General features: G+C 69.5%; 18 protein-coding genes and 1 pseudogene. 16 read left to right on the top strand and 3 right to left on the bottom strand.

The genetic code is table 11. The annotated features are described in order from the left end of the window. Positions 1 to 50: 50 nt before the first annotated feature. The 3 genes from APZ21_RS16740 (at position 51) to truB (ending at position 2,735) form a co-directional block, all read left to right on the top strand. Positions 51 to 1,007, top strand: a complete 957-nt coding sequence (locus APZ21_RS16740) for a metallophosphoesterase family protein (protein WP_156371123.1) — start codon at positions 51 to 53, stop codon at positions 1,005 to 1,007. Between the two features lie 136 nt (positions 1,008 to 1,143). Next, positions 1,144 to 1,809 (top strand): 4'-phosphopantetheinyl transferase Npt, encoded by a 666-nt coding sequence (gene npt / locus APZ21_RS16735; protein ID WP_054814211.1) that lies wholly within the window; start codon positions 1,144 to 1,146, stop codon positions 1,807 to 1,809. After that, positions 1,809 to 2,735 (top strand): tRNA pseudouridine(55) synthase TruB, encoded by a 927-nt coding sequence (gene truB, locus APZ21_RS16730; protein ID WP_054814210.1) that lies wholly within the window; start codon positions 1,809 to 1,811, stop codon positions 2,733 to 2,735. Before npt ends, truB begins: the two co-directional genes overlap by 1 nt. 79 nt (positions 2,736 to 2,814) lie before the next feature. On the opposite strand, the gene APZ21_RS16725 is transcribed toward truB, so the two are convergent. Further along, positions 2,815 to 3,507 (bottom strand): metal-dependent transcriptional regulator, encoded by a 693-nt coding sequence (locus tag APZ21_RS16725; protein ID WP_239476686.1) that lies wholly within the window; start codon positions 3,505 to 3,507, stop codon positions 2,815 to 2,817. Positions 3,508 to 3,795: 288 nt separating this feature from the next. Between APZ21_RS16725 and APZ21_RS16715 the strand changes: the two genes are divergently transcribed. The 4 genes from APZ21_RS16715 (at position 3,796) to APZ21_RS16700 (ending at position 9,337) form a co-directional block, all read left to right on the top strand. Continuing rightward, positions 3,796 to 4,755, top strand: coding sequence for a bifunctional riboflavin kinase/FAD synthetase (locus tag APZ21_RS16715; protein ID WP_054814208.1), 960 nt, complete (start codon positions 3,796 to 3,798; stop codon positions 4,753 to 4,755). Between the two features lie 133 nt (positions 4,756 to 4,888). Beyond that, complete coding sequence (rpsO, locus tag APZ21_RS16710) at positions 4,889 to 5,158, top strand: 30S ribosomal protein S15 (RefSeq protein WP_054814207.1); 270 nt, start codon at positions 4,889 to 4,891, stop codon at positions 5,156 to 5,158. Positions 5,159 to 5,660: 502 nt separating this feature from the next. Then, a complete protein-coding gene (locus APZ21_RS16705; protein WP_054814206.1) occupies positions 5,661 to 7,940 on the top strand; it encodes a polyribonucleotide nucleotidyltransferase in 2,280 nt (759 codons plus the stop codon). 71 nt (positions 7,941 to 8,011) lie between these two features. Next, positions 8,012 to 9,337 (top strand): M16 family metallopeptidase, encoded by a 1,326-nt coding sequence (locus APZ21_RS16700; RefSeq protein WP_054814414.1) that lies wholly within the window; start codon positions 8,012 to 8,014, stop codon positions 9,335 to 9,337. A 317-nt stretch (positions 9,338 to 9,654) separates the two neighbouring features. On the opposite strand, the pseudogene APZ21_RS34105 reads toward APZ21_RS16700, so the two are convergent. Next, a pseudogene (locus APZ21_RS34105) lies at positions 9,655 to 9,963 on the bottom strand (ArsR/SmtB family transcription factor); the annotation flags it as partial. A 96-nt stretch (positions 9,964 to 10,059) separates the two neighbouring features. On the opposite strand from APZ21_RS34105, the gene APZ21_RS16690 reads away from it, so the two are divergent. From APZ21_RS16690 to APZ21_RS16650, 9 genes are all read left to right on the top strand, one after another. Beyond that, positions 10,060 to 11,307 carry an MFS transporter gene (locus tag APZ21_RS16690; protein ID WP_371852283.1) on the top strand — a complete coding sequence of 416 codons (1,248 nt, stop codon included), beginning with the start codon at positions 10,060 to 10,062 and terminating at the stop codon, positions 11,305 to 11,307. Between the two features lie 10 nt (positions 11,308 to 11,317). After that, positions 11,318 to 12,421, top strand: a complete 1,104-nt coding sequence (locus tag APZ21_RS16685) for an alcohol dehydrogenase catalytic domain-containing protein (protein ID WP_054814204.1) — start codon at positions 11,318 to 11,320, stop codon at positions 12,419 to 12,421. 118 nt (positions 12,422 to 12,539) lie between these two features. After that, on the top strand, positions 12,540 to 13,286 hold the full coding sequence (gene dapB, locus APZ21_RS16680; protein WP_054814203.1) for a 4-hydroxy-tetrahydrodipicolinate reductase: 747 nt from the start codon (positions 12,540 to 12,542) through the stop codon (positions 13,284 to 13,286). Between the two features lie 31 nt (positions 13,287 to 13,317). Then, a complete protein-coding gene (locus APZ21_RS16675; RefSeq protein ID WP_371852282.1) occupies positions 13,318 to 13,818 on the top strand; it encodes a hypothetical protein in 501 nt (166 codons plus the stop codon). Positions 13,819 to 13,821: 3 nt separating this feature from the next. Next, complete coding sequence (locus APZ21_RS16670) at positions 13,822 to 14,277, top strand: flavodoxin family protein (RefSeq protein ID WP_239476666.1); 456 nt, start codon at positions 13,822 to 13,824, stop codon at positions 14,275 to 14,277. A gap of 197 nt (positions 14,278 to 14,474) precedes the next feature. Next, the gene (locus APZ21_RS16665) at positions 14,475 to 15,170 is read left to right on the top strand and encodes a response regulator transcription factor (protein ID WP_054814202.1); all 696 of its coding nucleotides are present in this window, start codon (positions 14,475 to 14,477) and stop codon (positions 15,168 to 15,170) included. Then, positions 15,167 to 16,450, top strand: a complete 1,284-nt coding sequence (locus APZ21_RS16660) for a sensor histidine kinase (RefSeq protein ID WP_054814201.1) — start codon at positions 15,167 to 15,169, stop codon at positions 16,448 to 16,450. Before APZ21_RS16665 ends, APZ21_RS16660 begins: the two co-directional genes overlap by 4 nt. After that, positions 16,443 to 17,462 carry a hypothetical protein gene (locus APZ21_RS16655; RefSeq protein ID WP_054814200.1) on the top strand — a complete coding sequence of 340 codons (1,020 nt, stop codon included), beginning with the start codon at positions 16,443 to 16,445 and terminating at the stop codon, positions 17,460 to 17,462. The genes APZ21_RS16660 and APZ21_RS16655 overlap by 8 nt, the downstream gene beginning before the upstream one ends. A gap of 47 nt (positions 17,463 to 17,509) precedes the next feature. After that, positions 17,510 to 18,709, top strand: coding sequence for a winged helix-turn-helix domain-containing protein (locus APZ21_RS16650; protein ID WP_054814199.1), 1,200 nt, complete (start codon positions 17,510 to 17,512; stop codon positions 18,707 to 18,709). A gap of 15 nt (positions 18,710 to 18,724) precedes the next feature. On the opposite strand, the gene APZ21_RS16645 is transcribed toward APZ21_RS16650, so the two are convergent. Continuing rightward, on the bottom strand, positions 18,725 to 19,162 hold the full coding sequence (locus APZ21_RS16645; RefSeq protein ID WP_054814198.1) for a toxin-antitoxin system HicB family antitoxin: 438 nt from the start codon (positions 19,160 to 19,162) through the stop codon (positions 18,725 to 18,727). Between the last annotated feature and the right edge of the window lie 77 nt (positions 19,163 to 19,239).

Below are 19,239 nucleotides of genomic sequence, written 5' to 3'. Positions count from 1 at the left end.
GGCGCGCCGCCGATCGGACCACGCCGCCGGCGTATGACAAGGTGGGTGTGGTGATACCCAAGTTGATGGCGGTGAGCGACATCCATGTCGGGCACCAGGGGAATCGGCCGGTCGTGGAACAGATCCGCGCGGATTCGCCGGAGGATTGGCTGATCGTGGCCGGTGACGTGGGAGAGAAGGCCGAGGACGTCCGCTGGGCACTCGAGCTGCTTCGGAGCCGGTTCGCCAAGGTGATCTGGGTGCCGGGCAACCACGAACTGTGGACGACGCCGAAGGATCCGGTGCAGATGCACGGCGCCGCCCGCTACGAATACCTGGTCGCCATGTGCCGTGACCTCGATGTGCTGACACCTGAGGACCCGTTCCCGGTGTGGACCGGCGCGGGCGCCGAGGAATTCGGCACCGGCGTGACGCTGGCGCCGATGTTCCTGCTCTACGACTATTCGTTCCTGCCCGAGGGCGCCGCCACCAAGGCGGAGGGGCTCGACATCGCCCGGGAACGCAACGTGGTGGCGACCGACGAGTTCATGCTCTCGTCGGAACCCTATCTGTCCCGCGACGCGTGGTGCCACGCCCGGGTGCGGTCCACCCTGCGGCGGCTCGACGCGCTGCCCGCGAACGCGCCGGTCGTGCTCATCAACCACTTCCCGCTGGTACGCGAACCGACGGAGGTGCTGTGGTACCCGGAGTTCGCGCTGTGGTGCGGCACCACGCTCACCGCCGACTGGCACACCCGCTACAACGTGGTGTGCTCGGTATACGGCCACCTGCACATTCCGCGCACCTCCTACTACGACGGCGTTCGCTTCGAGGAGGTGTCGCTCGGCTATCCGCGCGAATGGCAGCGCCGGGGCCTGCCCGACAATCTGCTGCGTCAGATCCTGCCGACCCCCTCCTATCCGCCCGGCGCCCTCAACAAGTGGGGCGGCCACTTCAAGGTGACCCCCGAAATGGAGGCCGCCTCCGCGCAGATGCGCGAGAAGGCGCAACGCCGCCGCGGCGTCTGACCGCGCCCATGTCCTCGTCTCCGGCGTGCGCCTGGGGCTCGGTACCGATGGTCTGGGTCGAGCGCGGTCGCTGATCAGGCGAACGTGCTCACGGCGCCGCCGGCGCGGGCGAGGCGCTCCACTAGGCTCGGGGGCGATGATCGAGAACATTCTGCCCAGCGGGGTCGCCTCGGCCGAACTGCTGGCGTACCCACAGGATCTGACCCCGCATCCGGCCGAGGAGCATCTCATCGCCAAGTCGGTCGAGAAGCGCCGCCGCGATTTCATCGGCGCACGCCACTGCGCGCGCCGGGCACTGGCCGAACTGGGTGAACCCGAGGTCGCGATCGGCAAGGGCGAACGCGGAATGCCGTTGTTCCCGCGCGGCGTCGTCGGCAGTCTCACCCACTGCGACGGCTACCGTGCGGCGGCGCTGGCGCACAAGCTCCGGTTCCGTTCGGTCGGTATCGATGCCGAACCGCACGAACGACTGCCCGAGGGTGTGCTCGATTCGGTGAGCCTGCCGCCGGAGCGCGAGTGGCTGCGCACCGTGTCCTCCGATCTGCACCTGGACCGTCTGCTGTTCTGCGCCAAGGAGGCCACCTACAAGGCGTGGTTCCCGCTGACCCTGCGCTGGCTCGGCTTCGAGGAGGCGCACATCACCTTCACCGTCGACGAGCACACCGACGGCGGGTCGGGCACCTTCCGCAGCGACCTGCTTGTGCCGGGGCAGACCACCGACGGAGGTGTGCCGCTGACCGGTTTCGATGGCCGTTGGATGATCGCCGAGGGGCTGATCCTGACCGCGATCGTGCACTGCTGATGGCGGACCGGGCCACCCGCGACCTGCTCGGCGGTCTGCTCGTCGTCGACAAGGACAGCGGCCGGACCAGTCACGACGTGGTCGCGCGGGCACGGAAACTGCTGCGCACCAAGAAGGTCGGACACGCGGGCACGCTGGACCCGATGGCCACCGGCGTCTTGGTGCTCGGGGTGGAACGCGCGACCAAACTGCTGGGCCTGCTCATTCTCACCACCAAGTCCTATACCGCCACCATTCGGCTCGGTCAGGCCACGACCACCGACGACGCCGAGGGCGAGATACTCGCCACCACACCGGCCGCGCATGTGACCGACGAGGCCGTGGCCGCGGGTGTGGCCGAACTCACCGGGGATATCGCGCAGGTCCCCGCGACGGTGAGCGCCATCAAGGTCGACGGTGAACGCGCCTACGCCCGCCACCGGGCGGGTGAGGTGGTCGAACTGGCCGCACGGCCGGTCACCGTATCGCGATTCGACGTGCTGGCCCGTCGCGATGTCGCGGGCGGCTTCGTCGACCTCGACGTGGCCGTCGACTGTTCCTCCGGCACCTATATCCGCGCACTGGCCCGCGATCTGGGCGCCGCGCTCGGCGTCGGCGGACATCTCACCGCGCTGCGCCGTACGCGCGTGGGACCGTTCACCCTCGAACACGCGCGCACCCTCGACGAATTGGCACGGGCCGCCGAAACCGATGCGCCGCGGCTGAGTCTGGACATGGATGCCGCCATTGCCGCGACCTTCGCACCCCGCGTCGTCACCGCCGAAGAGGCCGAATCCCTCCGGGACGGACGGTGGCTCGAACCCGTCGGCATGGCTGGCGTCTACGCGGCGGTCACCGCCGATGGCACCGCCATCGCCCTGCTCGAGGAGAAGGGCCGCCGTGCCGCACCCGTCTTCGTGGTCCGGCCACGCGGCCTGGTCGACTGATCCGAATCCATACCGCGGCAGCGAAATCCGCACGGTTGACGCCGCGCGGCGGTGGGTGATGGCATGAAGTGGGCGCCGGTCACAGTGTGAGCCAGATGGCTTCCGCGGCGGGACGGCCGAGATCGGTCGGCGTTTCGCCCGCACCGATGCGAATCGCGATGGTGCCCGCGAAATCCCGTCGTTCCACCACGCTGATCGCGGTGTCCAGCGCTATGCCCACCGAGTCGAAATAGCGCAGCATCGCCGGATCCGAATCCGAGATTCGCGCCACCCGGCCCGATTCACCCGCGTGGAAATCGCTGAGCCGTCGGGCGGGCGGGGTCGGTACCGCGCCGTCCACCGACGGAATGGGGTCGCCGTGCGGATCACGGTCGGGATAGCCGAGTTTGGCGTCGATACGCGCCATGAGCAGATCCGAGACCGCGTGCTCGAGCACCTCGGCCTCGTCGTGCACCTCGTCCCAGCCGTAGCCGAGTTCGTTCACCAGGAACGTCTCGAGCAGCCGGTGCCTGCGCACCATGGCGATCGCGGCGCGCCTGCCGTGTTCGGTGAGCGTGATGGAGCCGTAGCGGGCGTGCTCGACCAGACCCTGATCGGCCAGTTTGCGCACCGCTTCCGACACCGTCGAGGCCGAAACCCCGATCCGTTCGGCGAGCAACTTCGTCGACACCTTCTCCTGCGACCACTCCCGCGCGGTCCATATCACTTTCAGATAGTCCTGGGCGACCGAGGTCAGCTCCGGCGCCACCGTCGCGGTGTCGGCGCCGGACACCTCACCCGCCGATCGGCCTGCCAGCTCGCGTCGGGTGGCGATATCTCGTTTACCAGGCACATACCGAGCTTATGCACTCGTCGGAGATTTCACACACTGCGACGCTCCAGCCACCGCGCGCGGCGAACGGCGGGCACCGTGCGGTCGCGGGCGATGGAACAATGCGTGACATCCGGTCCGCCCGAATGTCGTTCGCGTGCCCGGCGATCGCGCCGCCGCGCACGCGCGGGCCCTCGCGGACGGACTTCGGTCGGACCGGCCGCGGCGGGGTCCATTAGGCTTTCGAGAGTGCAGAGATGGCGAAGTCTCGAAGACGTGCCCGCGGACTGGGGGCGCTGTGTGCTCACGATCGGCGTATTCGACGGAGTCCATCGCGGCCACGCGCAGTTGATCAGCCGCGCGGTGAAGTCCGCGGCCGCGCGCGGTGTCCCCGCGGCGCTGATGACCTTCGATCCCCACCCCATGGAAGTGGTCCGGCCCGGTTCGCATCCGGCCCAGCTCACCACCCTTACCCGGCGGGCCGAATTGGCCGAGGAACTCGGCGTCGACGTCTTCTGCGTCATGCCGTTCACCCAGGACTTCATGAAATTGACCCCCGCCCGCTACGTCCACGACCTGCTGGTCGAACGCCTGCACGTGGCCGAGGTCGTCATCGGGGACAATTTCACCTTCGGCAAGAAGGCCGCGGGCACCGTGGCGACCATGCGTGAACTCGGCCTGCGCTTCGGTTTCGAGGTCGACGGGGTCAAACTCGTCGGCGAACACGCCGTCACGTTCTCCTCCACTTACATCAGGGCCTGCGTGGACGCGGGCGATATGGCCGCCGCCGCCGAAGCGCTCGGCCGCCCGCACCGCGTCGAAGGCGTCGTCGTCCACGGCGACGGCCGCGGCCGCGAACTCGGATTCCCCACCGCCAATGTCGCGCCGCCCATGCACGCCGCCATTCCCGCCGACGGGGTGTACGCGGGCTGGTTCACCGTGCTCGGCCCGGGCCCCACCATCGGCACCGTCACCCCCGGCGACCGGGCCATGGCCGCCATCTCCGTCGGCACCAATCCCACCTTCTCCGGCCGCTCGCGCACCGTCGAGGCATACGTGCTCGACGGCGAGGCCGATCTCTACGGACAGCACGTCGCGGTCGACTTCGTGGAACATCTGCGCGGTATGCGGAAATTCGATTCGCTCGACGCGCTGGTCGAGGCGATGGGGTATGACGTCGACAACGCCCGCAAGGTGCTCGGCGCCTGACATCCGGCCGATTTCGATGCCGCGTTCGCGGTCCGGTAGGGTAGCTGTTCGGGTTTGCTGCGGTCCGCGGTGGCGCCCACTCCGGCGGTACGGAGATTCGAGCGCGGAACTGAGAAATAGGAGTGGATGCCGCATGGCGTTGACCACCGAGCAGAAGTCGGCGATTCTCAAGGAATACGGCCTGCACGAAAAGGACACCGGATCGCCGGAGGCGCAGATCGCGCTGCTGTCCAAGCGGATCTCGGATCTGACCGAGCATCTGAAGGTGCACAAGCACGATCACCACACCCGGCACGGCCTGCTGGCGCTGATCGGTCGGCGGCGGCGGTTGTCGAAGTACCTCCAGAGCAAGGACATCGAGCGGTACCGTTCGCTGATCGAGCGGCTCGGGCTGCGTCGATAAGCTTTTTCGGGGTTGTCTGTCGTCGGTCGGGCTTCCGGTCGGCGGCGGATCCGTAGTAGGGCCGTGCCGGGGTTGTCGGGGCGGCCTTCGGGGGATTCTTTCGGGGGTTCGACACTGCGCGCCGTCGACACACGGTGGTATGGGGGTGGGTGGTTGCCGGACGGGGAGACGTACAATCTTCCTCGTTGGCTTTCGTGTATGCGGGGTGGACCGCCACAGCGGCAGCGTTTCCGCTGCTCTTCGGCGTATCTCCGGTCCACGACAACACGGCCGTACGCACTCGACCGCGTGGCGTCGGTCTTCGGTAGTGGCTCCTCGGTACTCCGACGGGCTTCGATCGATGACCGCCTCCGCGTCGCCGTATCCAAGGGGATTTCGGCCGGGTGTGCGCGTCGCAGCCAGGACGGTTGCCGCGCGTCCGTATCCGGTACGGCCGACGATAGCCGGGTCGCGCCCGTGGACGGTGCGCTCGACCCGGCGAGACGAGAGGTTGAGAGAAGAAATGACCGAAACAACTGAACGCAAATCCTCCGCGGTCGAGGTCGAACCCGGTGTCTTCGAGTCGGTCGCGCTGATCGACAACGGCAGCTACGGCACCCGCACGGTTCGTTTCGAGACCGGACGTCTGGCGCGCCAGGCCGCAGGCGCCGTCGTGGCCTACCTGGACGACGAGACCATGCTGCTGTCGGCCACCACCGCGGGCAAGCAGCCCAAGGACCAGTTCGACTTCTTCCCGCTGACGGTGGACGTCGAGGAGCGCATGTACGCCGCGGGCCGCATCCCGGGCTCCTTCTTCCGCCGCGAGGGCCGTCCCTCCACCGACGCCATCCTGACCTGCCGCCTCATCGACCGGCCGCTGCGCCCGTCCTTCGTCGACGGACTGCGCAACGAGATCCAGGTCGTGGTCACGGTGCTCAGCTTGGATCCCGCGGACCTCTACGACGTCGTCGCCATCAACGCCGCCTCGGCCTCCACCCAGATCGCGGGTCTGCCGTTCTCAGGTCCGGTGGGCGGTGTGCGCGTCGCGCTGATCGACGGGCAGTGGGTCGCTTTTCCGACCGTCGAGCAGCTCGAGGGCGCGGTCTTCGACATGGTGGTCGCGGGCCGGGTCGTCGAATCCGGCGATGTCGCGATCATGATGGTCGAGGCCGAGGCCACCGAGAAGGTCGTCGCGCTGGTCGCGGACGGCGCGCAGGCGCCGACGGAGGCCGTGGTGTCCGAGGGGCTCGAAGCGGCCAAGCCGTTCATTGCCCGGCTCTGCCGCGCACAGGCGGATCTGGCCGAACTCGCGGCCAAGCCGACCGGTGAGTTCCCGCTGTTCCCGCCCTACGAGGCCGATGTGTTCGAGGCCGTCGATGGCGCCGCGAAGCGCGAGCTGAACGAGGCGCTGAGCATCGCCGACAAGCAGGCGCGCGAGGCGAAGATCGATGAGATCAAGCTCGACGTGCTGACCCGACTCGGCGACGACTTCGCCGGTCGCGAAAAGGAATTGGGCGCGGCCTTCCGGTCGGTCACCAAGAAGCTGGTCCGCAGGCGCATCCTCACCGAGGGCTTCCGCATCGACGGGCGCGGGCTCGCCGATATCCGCGCGCTCTCGGCGGAGGTCGCCGTGGTGCCGCGGGCGCACGGTTCGGCGCTGTTCGAGCGCGGCGAGACCCAGATCCTGGGTGTCACCACCCTCGACATGGTGAAGATGGCCCAGCAGGTCGACTCGCTCGGTCCCGAGACCAGCAAGCGCTACATGCACCACTACAACTTCCCGCCGTACTCCACCGGTGAGACCGGCCGCGTCGGTTCGCCCAAGCGCCGCGAGATCGGCCACGGCGCGCTGGCCGAGCGCGCGCTGATCCCGGTGCTGCCCGACCAGGAGGAGTTCCCCTACGCCATCCGCCAGGTCTCGGAGGCGTTGGGCTCCAACGGTTCCACCTCGATGGGTTCGGTCTGCGCCTCCACCCTCGCGCTGCTCAACGCCGGTGTGCCGCTCAAGGCCCCGGTCGCCGGAATCGCCATGGGTCTGGTCTCCGACACCGTCACCAACGACAGCGGCGTCGAAGAGGTCCGCTACGTCGCGCTGACCGACATCCTCGGCGCCGAGGACGCGTTCGGAGACATGGACTTCAAGGTCGCGGGCACCCGCGACTTCGTCACGGCCCTGCAACTCGACACCAAGCTCGACGGCATTCCCTCGCAGGTGCTCGCGGGTGCGCTGAGCCAGGCGCACGACGCCCGCACCACCATCCTGGACGTGATGGCCGAGGCCATCGCCACGCCGGACGAGATGAGTCCGTACGCGCCGCGCGTCACCGCGATCAAGATCCCGGTGGACAAGATCGGCGAGGTCATCGGCCCCAAGGGCAAGGTGATCAACCAGATCACCGAGGACACCGGCGCCAATATCTCGATCGAGGACGACGGCACCGTCTTCGTCGGCGCCACCGACGGTCCCTCGGCGCAGGCCGCGATCGACGCGATCAACGCCATCGCCAACCCGCAGCTGCCGAAGGTCGGCGAGCGCTTCCTCGGCACGGTCGTCAAGACCACGGCCTTCGGCGCGTTCGTCTCGCTGCTGCCGGGTCGCGACGGTCTCGTGCATATCTCGAAGCTGGGCAACGGCAAACGCGTCGCCAAGGTCGAGGACGTGGTGAACGTCGGCGACAAGCTGCGCGTCGAGATCGCCGATATCGACAACCGCGGCAAGATCTCGCTGGTCCCGGTGGAGGAGAACGCCGAGGAACCCGCCGAGACCGAAACCATTGATGCGGGCGCGGCGGCGGACGAGTAGTACTTGTCTCTGTGACGAAGAAGAAAACGGCAACCCCTCTGCTCCGCGAGCAGGGGGGTTCGTCACTCCAACTGCGGTCCGACGATTCGATCCGCCCCCACGGCGCCCAGACCGGTGTGCGGCGTACGGTGCTGCCCGGCGGTCTGCGCGTGGTCACCGAACACGTGCCCGGCGTGCGGTCGGCCTCGGTCGGGGTGTGGGTCGGCGTTGGGTCGCGTGACGAGGGACCCACGGTGGCGGGCGCGGCCCATTTCCTGGAACATCTGCTGTTCAAGGCGACTCCGACCCGATCGGCGCTCGAGATCGCCCAGGCGATGGACGCGGTCGGCGGTGAACTCAACGCCTTCACCGCCAAGGAGCAGACCTGCTACTACGCCCACGTGCTCGACGAGGATCTGCCGCTGGCGGTGGACATGGTCACCGATGTCGTGCTCAACGGACTGTGCCGGAGCGAGGATGTCGACGTCGAGCGCCAGGTGGTGCTCGAGGAGATCGCCATGCGCGACGACGATCCCGAGGATCTGGTGGGTGACGCCTTCCTGACCGCCCTGTTCGGCGCACACCCGGTCGGACGGCCGGTCATCGGGTCCATCGAGTCCATCGAATCCATGCGGGCCGCGCAATTGCGGTCCTTCCACCAGCGTCGTTACCGTCCCGATCGCATGGTCGTCGCAGTGGCGGGCAACGTGGAACACGACCACACCGTCGAACTGGTGCACCGGGCCTTCGCGGATCGACTCGATCCGGTGGCCGAACCCGCGCCTAGGCGTGAGGGCCGGTTCCGCCCGCACAGTACGCCGGAATTGCACTGGAGCCACCGCGACAGCGAGCAGGCCCATCTGGCCTTCGGGGTGCGCGCCTTCGGACGGCACGAGGGGCAGCGACGCTGGCCGCTGTCGGTGCTCAACACCGTCGTCGGCGGCGGTCTGAGTTCACGGCTGTTCCAACGCATTCGGGAGGAACGCGGGCTGGCCTACTCGGTCTACTCGAGCGTGGACACCTTCGCCGACACCGGCGCCTTCTCGGTTTACATCGGCTGCCAGCCGGAGAATCTGGGCAAGGTCGCCGCGCTCGCGCAGGGCGTGCTGGAGGAGGTCGCCGCCGACGGCATCACCGATGCCGAATGCGCACGGGCCAAGGGCTCGCTGCGCGGCGGACTCGTACTCGGCCTGGAGGATTCGGCCTCGCGGATGAACCGCATCGGCCGCAGTGAACTCAGCTACGGCAACCACCGCACGGTCTCGGAGACGCTGGCCCATATCGAGGCGGTGACCACCGAGCAGGTGGCGGCGACGGCGCGGACCCTGTTGGCGCGGCCGTTCGCGGTCTCGGTGGCGGGGCCTTACCGGCGCACTCGGGAATTGCCCGCGGCGGTGCGGCGACTGGCCCCGAGCTGAGCCGTCCGGCAGAAAGGCCGTGCGCTGCGTCGGCGTGGCCGAACGATCGGCGGAAGTGGGATTCGGGCAACCGCCGACCCTTACGGTGCCGCCGCTGCCGCCGACCGGGGAGCGTCGAGTCGCCCGGCCGGGTCGCCCGCGTCGATTCCGGCCCGGTTGGTCGCATCGATTCCGGTCCGGTCGGCTGTGTCGAGCCTGGCCTGGTCGGCTGTGTCGAGCCTGGTCCGGTTGGTTGCGTCGAGTCTGGCCGGGTCGGTTGCGTCGAGCCTGGCCCGGTTGGTTGCGTCGAGTCTGGCCGGGTCGGCTGTGTCGAGCCTGGCCCGGTTGGCCGCGTCCACGATGGGCGCCAGCACGCCGGGCAGGGCGGCGTCGAGATCCGCGGTGCGCAGACGCTGGCAGGTCTGGCCGTCGATGACGACGCGTTCGATGACCCCCGCCTCCCGCAGAATCTTGAAATGGTGTGTGGCGGTGGATTTGTTGATGACCTCGTAGAGCGCGCCGCAGCGCACCGCAGCGCCCGCGTTGCTCAGCCTGCGCACCATCTCGAGCCGGACCGGATCGTGCAGCGCGCCGAGAACGGCGGGCAGTGACGCGACCGGTGGAAGCTCTTCCTTGGCATCGGTCATGATCTACCTCACTCGAAAGTTTGACGGATGTCAAACCGCTTGTATTGTCGAACTCGGTTCGATCATCGTCAAACTTACCTGATCGGAGGATCGACTGTGGCGACTGTGGAGTCGGCGTCGACAGCACGGACCACGACCGGACAACCCGCCCAGCGTTGGGGCTACGCCCTGATCCTGGCCGCGAGCGGGGTCGCCCTCGGCGTCTCGGGTGTTCCCGCACCGCTGTACGGCATCTACGAGACGCAATGGAATCTGTCCCCGCTCACCACGACCGTCGTCTTCGCCGTATACGCCTTCGCGGCGCTCGGCGCGGTCCTGGTCTCCGGGCGGATCTCCGACGTGGTCGGGCGCAAACCGGTGCTCCTCGGCGCGTTCGCGACCATGATCGCGGGACTGATCGTCTTCGTGCTGGCCGATTCGGTGCCGATGCTGCTGGCGGCACGCGCGCTGCACGGTATGGCGGTCGGCGCGACCGTGGTGGCGGGCGCGGCCGCCCTGCTGGATCTGCGCCCGCACCGCGGCGCGCGCTCGGGACAGCTGACCGGTGTGGCGTTCAATGTCGGTATGGCCGTGGCCATTCTGGGCTCGGCGCTGCTGGCGCAGTACGCGCCGAACCCGCTGCGCACCCCGTACGTGGTGATCAGCGTGATCTGCCTGATCGTCGGCTTCGGCGTGCTCGCGCTGCGCGAGCCGCACATGGCCCGCGTGGCGGGCCGCATCCGTATCGCCAGACCGGCCGTGCCACACGAGATCCGCGGCGACTTCTGGTTCTCGGCCATCGGGGTCATGGCGGCATGGTCGGTGCTCGGGGTGCTGCTGTCGCTGTATCCCTCGCTGGCCGCCGAGCAGACCGGTATCCACAACCTGGTCTTCGGCGGTGCGGTCGTGGCCTCCACCGCCCTGTCCGGCGCGACCGTCCAACTGCTCGTGACCGCCGTGCCCGCCCGCCGCGCCGCCATCCTCGGCGATACGGGCATGGCGATCGCGCTGCTGCTCACCGTGCCCGCCCTGGCCACCCACAACTGGCTCGCCGTGCTTGGCGCGGGCGTCGCCCTCGGCGCGACATTCGGACTCGGATTCGGCGGATCGCTGCGTCACCTGTCCGATGTGGTGCCGCATCACCGGCGCGGTGAGACCATGTCGGCCTACTACCTGCTGGCCTATACCGCGATGGCGCTGCCCACCATTCTCGCGGGCTGGGCGGCCACCACTTGGGGTCTCGGCACGGTCTTCCCGTGGTTCATCGGCATCGTGGCGGTCGCCTGCTTGGTCGCCGCCGGACTCGGACTGCGCACCTCGCGCATCGGCGACAAGACGGACCTCGGGCGGCTGCGGGCGGGGTAGCGTCGTGCGGGTGAGAATTCGTGGCGCGATTCTGGAGCGGATCTCGGCGCCGTCCCCGTTCGCGGAGTCGGAGCCGATCACGGTGTGCGATCTCGAACTCGGCGATCCCGGGCCGGGGGAACTGCTGGTGCGGATCGAGGCCGCGGGGCTTTGCCATTCGGACCTGTCGGTGGTCGACGGGAACCGGGTGCGGCCGGTGCCCATGCTGCTCGGGCACGAGGCGGCGGGTATCGTCGAGGCGGTCGGCGCGGGCGACGGCGATATCGCGGTCGGGCAGCGCGTCGTCATGACCTTCTTGCCGCGCTGCGGCGACTGCGCGGGCTGCGCGAGCGGCGGTCGGACACCCTGCGGACCCGGCAGTGTCGCCAATAACGCGGGCGAACTGCTCAACGGTGGGCGTCGGCTGCTGCGCGCGGGCGATCCGGTCCACCACCACCTCGGTGTCTCGGCGTTCGCCACGTACGCGGTGGTGGATCGCCGGTCGGTGGTGCCCGTCGACCGGGATGTGCCTCCCGAGGTGGCGGCGGTGCTCGGCTGCGCCGTGCTCACCGGCGGCGGCGCACTGCTCAACGCGGCCCGGCCGTCGCCGGGCGACCGGGTGATGGTGGTCGGGCTCGGCGGCGTCGGCATGGCGGCGGTGCTGGTCGGGATTTCGTTGGGCGCGCAGGTCATCGCCGTCGACACCGTCGCGGAGAAGTTGGCATCGGCCCGGGAACTCGGTGCGAGCGCGACCTACACGCCCGCCGATCTGGCCGAGGCCGAGGTCCGGGCCGAGATCGTGGTCGAGGCGGCGGGCAATGTCCGCGCCTTCGAGACCGCGGTGGCCGCGACCGCCCCCGGCGGCACCACCGTCACCGTGGGGCTGCCCGCCCCGGACGCGATGGCGCGGATCTCGCCGCTCGCGCTGGTCGCGCAGGGGCGTTCGGTCATCGGCAGCTATCTGGGTTCGGCGGTGCCCGAGCGCGACATTCCGCGTTACGTCGACATCTGGCGTGAGGGCCGACTGCCGGTGGAGCGGCTGGTGTCGTCGCACATCCGCTTGGACGACATCAACCGGGCAATGGACGAACTCGCCGCGGGACACGCACTGCGCCAAGTGGTCCTCTTCGACTGAGCTTTCCAGGATGGCTTCGCCGCCCGCCTGCGGCCTGCCGCGGATCGCACCAGGTCGGCGACCCGGTGCCGGGCGCACCCGATTAGGCTGGCCGCAAGCAGCCATACGAGGAGGTGCGGTGACCATTCGGGTCGGAGTGCTCGGAGCACGCGGAAAAGTCGGACAGGCGATCTGCGCGGCGGTGCGGGCGGCGCCCGACCTCGAGTTGGCCGCGGCCGTCGACAAGGGCGATGCACTGGAGAATTTCACCGAGGCCGCGACCGAGGTGGTCGTCGACTTCACCCATCCCGATGTCGTCATGGGCAATCTGAAGTTCCTGGTCGAGAACGGCATCCACGCCGTCGTCGGCACCACCGGCTTCGACGCGGGCCGCCTCGAGGAAGTACGCGGCTGGTTGGCCGCCAACCCGGCGACCGGGGTGCTGATCGCTCCGAATTTCGCCATCGGCGCGGTGCTGCTGATGCGTTTCGCCGAACAGGCCGCCCGCTTCTTCGAATCGGTCGAGGTCATCGAGCTGCATCATCCGAACAAGGTCGACGCGCCGTCCGGCACCGCCTACCGCACGGCGGGGCTGATCGCCGAGGCCAGGCAGCGCGCGGGCATGGGACGCGGCCCCGACGCGACCAGCACCGAACTCGAGGGCGCGCGCGGCGCCGACGTGGACGGCGTGCGGGTGCATTCGGTCCGGTTGGCCGGACTGGTCGCCCACCAGGAGGTGCTGTTCGGCACCCAGGGCGAAACCCTCACCATCCGCCACGATTCCATCGACCGGTCCTCCTTCGCCCCCGGCGTCCTGCTCGGTGTGCGCGAGATCGCCGGACGCCCGGGACTGACCGTTGGCCTCGACTCGTTGCTCGACCTGTGAACGCGCGGGCGACGTGCGGGGCGAGCGAATCGTGAGCGGCCCGTCCGCGGGCGACGAGGCGGGCCGGGCGAGCGAGGTCCGCAAGATCGTCGCGCTCATCGCCGTCCTTGTGCTGGTTCTCGTCTTCTATTTCCTCTTGCTCGGCCGAATCGCGGTGAGCCTCATGGGTTCCGGTGAGGCGGCCGCGATCGTCATCGGCATCGGGGTGCTCATCCTGCCCGTCCTCGGCGTGTGGATGATCTGGGCCACCGTCCGCGCGGCCCTCGACCACCAGCGTCTTGCCCGCCGAATCCACGAGGAAGGACTCGAGGTCGACGTGGCGGATCTGCCGCGCCGTCCCTCCGGCCGTGTCGAACGAGACGCGGCCGACACCCTGTTCGACGGGATACGCCGCGAATGGGAGGCCGACCCGGACAACTGGCGAAGTTCCTACCGTCTCGCCCGCGCCTACGACTACGCGGGCGACCGCGGCCGCGCCCGTGAGACCATGCGCCGCGCGGTCGCCCTGGAAAAACTCGAGCGCGAAGGATAGTCCGTGTCACGCCTGCTGATCATCCATCACACGCCGTCGCCGTTCACGCAGGCGATGTTCGAGGCCGTGGTGTCGGGAGCGACCGATACGGAAATCGAGGGCGTTGAGGTCGTGCGCCGGGCGGCGCTGGCCGTGTCGCCGACGGACGTCCTGGAGGCGGACGGGTATCTGCTCGGCACCCCGGCCAATCTCGGATATATGAGCGGCGGCCTCAAGCACGCATTCGATGTCGTGTACTACCCCTGCCTCGACTCGACGCGCGGGCGGCCGTTCGGCCTGTACATCCACGGCAACGAGGGCACCGAGGGAGCGGAGAAGGGCGTCACGTCCATCACGACCGGTCTGGGGTGGAGGAAGGCCGCCGACTACGTCGTGGTGTCGGGCAAGCCGAGCAAGGGCGACCTCGAAGCGTGCTGGGAGCTCGGGGCCACGGTGGCCGCGCGGCTCATGGCAGGGTGAGGGCCGACGACTTCGAGGTCGCTTCGACTTCTCGCGCGGTCGGCGACCGGAGGCGCCGGGAACTCGGGAGAGTTGACATGTCGTCCATCCCCCGATTTTTGGTGTCTCTCCGCGCCGCGGCGTGGACGGTCATACTTCGGGGTGACCTTGTCGCGGCGGGGATGTGAGTCGAATCGGTCGGGAATGGGAGTGTCGAATTGACGTGGGTTGAAGGGGGCGAGCACGCACCGCGGCGGATCGGGCTGGTCGAGGACCACGAATCCGTCGCGATCGGACTCGCGGCGATGCTGGCTCCGCAACCCGATCTCGATCTGGTGCTGACCGCGGGCACCGTGCCGGAACTGCTCGCCGCGGCCGATCGCGCGTCGGTCACCGCGGATCTGGATCTGGTGGTGCTGGATCTGCGACTGGCCGACAACTCCGCGCCGCAGGACAATGTGCGCGCGCTGCGTGAGCGCGGGATCGAAGTGCTGGTGTTCACCGGCGCGGACAACGCGTTCCTGGTGCGGTCGGCCGCCCGCGCGGGTGTGCTCGGCGTGGTGCGCAAGTCCGAGGACGTGCCGACGGTGGTCGCGGCGGTGCGCCGGGCGGCCTACGGAGAGCAGGTCGTCACCACGGACTGGGCCGCCGCCATCGACGGTGATCCGCAACTGTCGGATGTGGGATTGAGCCCGCGTCAGGAGGAGGTGCTCACCCTGTACGCCTCGGGGGAGAAGGCGTCGCGGGTCGCCCGCCTGACCGGTTTGTCGGAGCAGACCGTGAACGACTATCTCGGCCGGATCCGGCAGAAGTACGCCGACGCGGGCAGACCCGCGCCAACCAAGACAGACCTGTACAAGCGGGCGGTCGAGGACGGCTGGCTGCCGGTTCCCGAGCGGCATCGGCGCGGATGACGCGGTCCGGCGCGCCGGTCGCAGTGCAGATCATCGGATCGCGGCAGCCCTTTCTCGCGGGCGTGCCGCGGCGCGTCGCCACCGCGGTGACGGCCCGGACCGTTGGTGACGCCGCGGCCGACCGGATCCTGCGCCGACTCGGGCTGACCTTCGGTCTCGCCGGGGTGATCGCCGCCGTGTTCGAGGTCCCCGAACTGCTCGATCAGAGCCGTTACGCCTCTCTCGGCTTGGCCACGGTACTCGCGGTCCTGGCGTTCGGGCCGTTCGCGGTCATGGCGGCGGTGTCGATCGGTATGAACAGACAGGTCATGCGGTGGGTCGCCGCGGGCGCGGCGGTGAGCTATCTGGTGGCGACGGGCTCGGCTCCGTTCGTCTACCACGAGATGCCGACCCACACGACCTCGTTGTGGCTGTACCGGGTCTTCGCGCTCGGGGTGCTCGCCGCGGCGCTGGCCTGGCGTCCGCCCGTGGCCATCGCCTACCTGGTGGTGGGTTCGGCGCTGGCCGCGATCGCCAATCGCGCCGCGCTGCCGCACGGTGACACCTGGTCGCTGGTGGGTGATTTCGCGCGCGGCGCGGGTCTGTGCGCGCTGTTCCTGTGGTGCGCCGTCTACGCGAGGGAAGCCGCGGTGCGGGTGGACCGCGAATCCGCCGTCGCCAGCGGTCGGGCGGCGACGGCGGCGGGTGCGGCGGCCCGCGACCAGGAACGTGCCCGATTCGCCGCGCTCATCCACGACGCGGTGCTGTCCACACTGCTCGACGCCTCGCGTGCGGGCGTCGAATCCCCGGTGCTTCGCCGCCAGGCCGAGCGCACACTGACCCAGCTCGACGAGGCGCGCGGCAGCCGCACCGAGCCCGATCGGCTCAATGCCCAGGCCGCCATCGCCTTCCTGCGCGCCGCGGTGCGGGAGGTGAATCCCGGCATCGGGTTCACCGCCCGGCGCTGGGCCGAATTCGATGATCTGCGGCTGCCGGTGCACGCGGCGGGCAGCATCGCCGCGGCGCTGACCGAGGCGGTCCGTAACAGTCTGCGCCACGCCGCGGTCGCGGGTCGCGCGGTGCGGCGCGAGGTCACCGTGACCGTGAGCGCCGGCGGTATCCGGGTGGTGTTCCGCGACGACGGGTCGGGCTTCGATCTGACCCAGGTTCCCGCCGACCGGCTCGGTGTCTCGGTGAGCATCCTGGGACGGATGCGTCAGCTGGCGGGCGGTGCGGGTTTCGTGGAATCGACGCCGGGGGAGGGCACCACGGTGACCTTGGTATGGGGCGGGGATGGCTGATACCGACGCGGAACTGTGTCTGCGGGATCTGCTGGGCTTGCGCGGCCGGGCGGCCTGGCTGTTCCTGATCATCCTCGAGGTGACGATCGTGCTCTACATGGCCCGAAACTTCGACACCGCGCCGCTCGGCGCGGCGATCGTGGCGATGCTGCTGGTGGTGGTCGCGGGCGTGCTGGTCCTGGTGCTGCCGGTGGACCCGCTGCCCTGGCCCGCGACGGTCTTCGTGGCGGTGGCGGGTCCGGTGGCCACGATCCTGACCATTCTGGACGTGAGCCGGGACTGGACGCGCCCGGTGTGGACCGCGTTCGCCTCCTCGTATGTGCTCGCCGTGCTCGTGCTGCGCGGCAGACTCGTCGCGGGATGGTTGGGGGTGGTGGGGATCGCGGTGGTGGTCGCAGCCTTCGGGCTGGTGGCGGGTATGCGTGCGGGGGTGATCGCCGGATCGGTGGTTCCGGTGGCGACGGTGGCCGGTGTCTCGGTGTGCGCGGCGATCATGCGGCCCACCCAGCGTTCGCTGCGGCTGTTGCGCGAGGAGGCGACGCTGCGGGCGGCGGCCGAGGCCACCATGGCCGCCGCGAACGGCGAACGCGACCGGCAACTCGCGCGGCTGGACAAACTCGCGCGACCGATGCTGGAGCGGATCGCCGACGGCGCGGAGCTGACCGCCGCCGAGCGGGAACAGTGCCGTCTGCTCGAAGCCGAACTGCGCGACGGTCTGCGCGCGCCGCAACTGGTCACCGACGAGCTGAGCAGTGCCGCGCGCGGTGCCCGCGCGCGCGGGGTCGAGGTGCTGCTGCTCGATGACGGCGGTTTCGCGGGCGTGCCGCTGTGGGTGCGCGAACGGGTGGTGCACGCGGCCACCCGCGAACTCGACGCCGCGAACTCCGGTTCGGTGACCGTGCGGGTGCTGCCGACCGGGCGTCGCATCGTCGCGACCGTCCTCGCGCACGCCGCCGACCAGGATCGCCGGACCGAAATCGATACCGCGGGAGCGGTATCCGTCACGACCTGATCCGCCGTGGCGTGATCGGTGTCGTACCCCCGTGGCATCCTTCGCGTATGCGGACGATGAGCGCGGCGGCCGCCCGGCGGACCGCGGTGGCGGCACAGGGTTTCGGCAGGCGCAGGCCCGCGGCGGTCACGCGCCGCACGGTACTCGACGCGGTCGCCAGAACCCGGCTGCTGCAACTGGATTCGGTGTCGGCGGTGGTGCGCGCGCACTACGCGCCGGTTTTCGCCCGGATCGGCGCGTACGACCGGACACTGCTTGACGAGGCCGCGTGGCGCGATACCGCCCGCAGGCCGCGGGCGCTGGTCGAGTACTGGGCGCACGAGGCCGCGCTGCTGCCGGTGGCGGATTGGCCGCTCATGCGGTGGCGGATGGGCCGCTACCGGCACGGCCGCTGGGCGGGTGTGCGGCGGGTCGTGGAACGCAATCCCGGTCTCGGCAAGGACATCCTCGATGTGATCGCCGAGGTGGGCCCGGCGACGGCGGGCGAGGTGGAACGACATCTCGAACTGGACCGGCCGCGCGCCAAGGGCTCCTGGTGGAATCACAGCGACACCAAGGTGATCTGCGAGCAGTTGTTCGCCGCGGGTGAGCTGTCGGTGCCGCGCCGCGTCGGGTTCACCCGGCATTACGACCTGACCGAACGGGTCGTGCCGCCGGAGATCCTCGCGCGTGAGGTCCCCGAGGAGGAGGCCGTGCGCGAACTCGTACGCCGAGCCGCGCTCGCGCACGGCGTCGGCACCGAGGCCGATCTACGCGACTACTACCGCCTCCAGCGCGCGCAGAGCGCCCCGGCCGTCGCGGAGTTGGTCGACGCGGGTGAACTGGAACCGGTGCGGGTCGAGGGCTGGGACGTCCCGGCCTATGTGCACACCGCGGCGGTGACACCCCGCCGCGTCGAGGGCGCAGCCCTGCTGTGTCCGTTCGATCCGTTGATCTTCTGCCGCCCGCGGGTACAGCGCCTGTTCGACTTCCACTACCGCATCGAGATCTACACCCCGGAGGCCGAACGGGTTCACGGTTACTACGTGTTCGCGTTCCTGCTCGACGGCGAACTGGTCGGGCGGGTCGATCTGCGCGCCGAACGGCCGTCGGGACGGCTGCTGGTGCCGGGCGCCTTCGCCGAACCGGGCCGCGACACCCTTGCCACCGCCGCGGCGCTGAAGAATTCACTGCGCGAACTGGCCGACTGGCTCGAACTGGACGAGGTGGTGGTCGGATCCCGTGGTGATCTGGCGCCGATGCTGTGAGGCGGATACGTCGGATCAGATATCGCGCTTGGGTCCGCGCATCTGATCCTTCAGCGCCCCGGACACCGCGGTGGACAGCCACGAGTTGAGCGAGACGCCGCTCTGCGCCGCCGCCTCCTCGGCCTTGGCCTTCAATTGCTCGACCATCCGCAAGGTGACGCGGCTGATATCGCCGGTCATCTCCTCGAACGAGAGGTGTTCCTCCGCGCCCGCGCTCTTGCGCACGTCGACGGTCGCGTCGGTGCCGTCGACCGAGACGTGCACGGTGCGGTCGCCGAGCGCGGCGCTGACCTCCGCGGCCAGTTCCGACAGCGCCGCCAGCAGCGCCAGCCGGGTCGAACTCTCCGTTGCCGCGGCCAGTGCGGCGGCCGTGGCCTGGGTTTTCTCGTCGCCGAGCGCGGCGGCCGCGACGAGATCCTCACGAAGGCGGGTGGTGTATTTGCTCAGGTCCATGACATCAGTGTGGCGTCAAATCAGACGCCATGCAATGATCTATGTGATGTCGTGACGACGGCGATAGCTGACCGATC

Origin of the sequence: Nocardia arizonensis, assembly GCF_001310275.1 — a bacterium.
Taxonomy (GTDB): Bacteria; Actinomycetota; Actinomycetes; order Mycobacteriales; family Mycobacteriaceae; genus Nocardia; species Nocardia arizonensis.
This window is presented reverse-complemented; position numbering and strand designations above follow the sequence as displayed.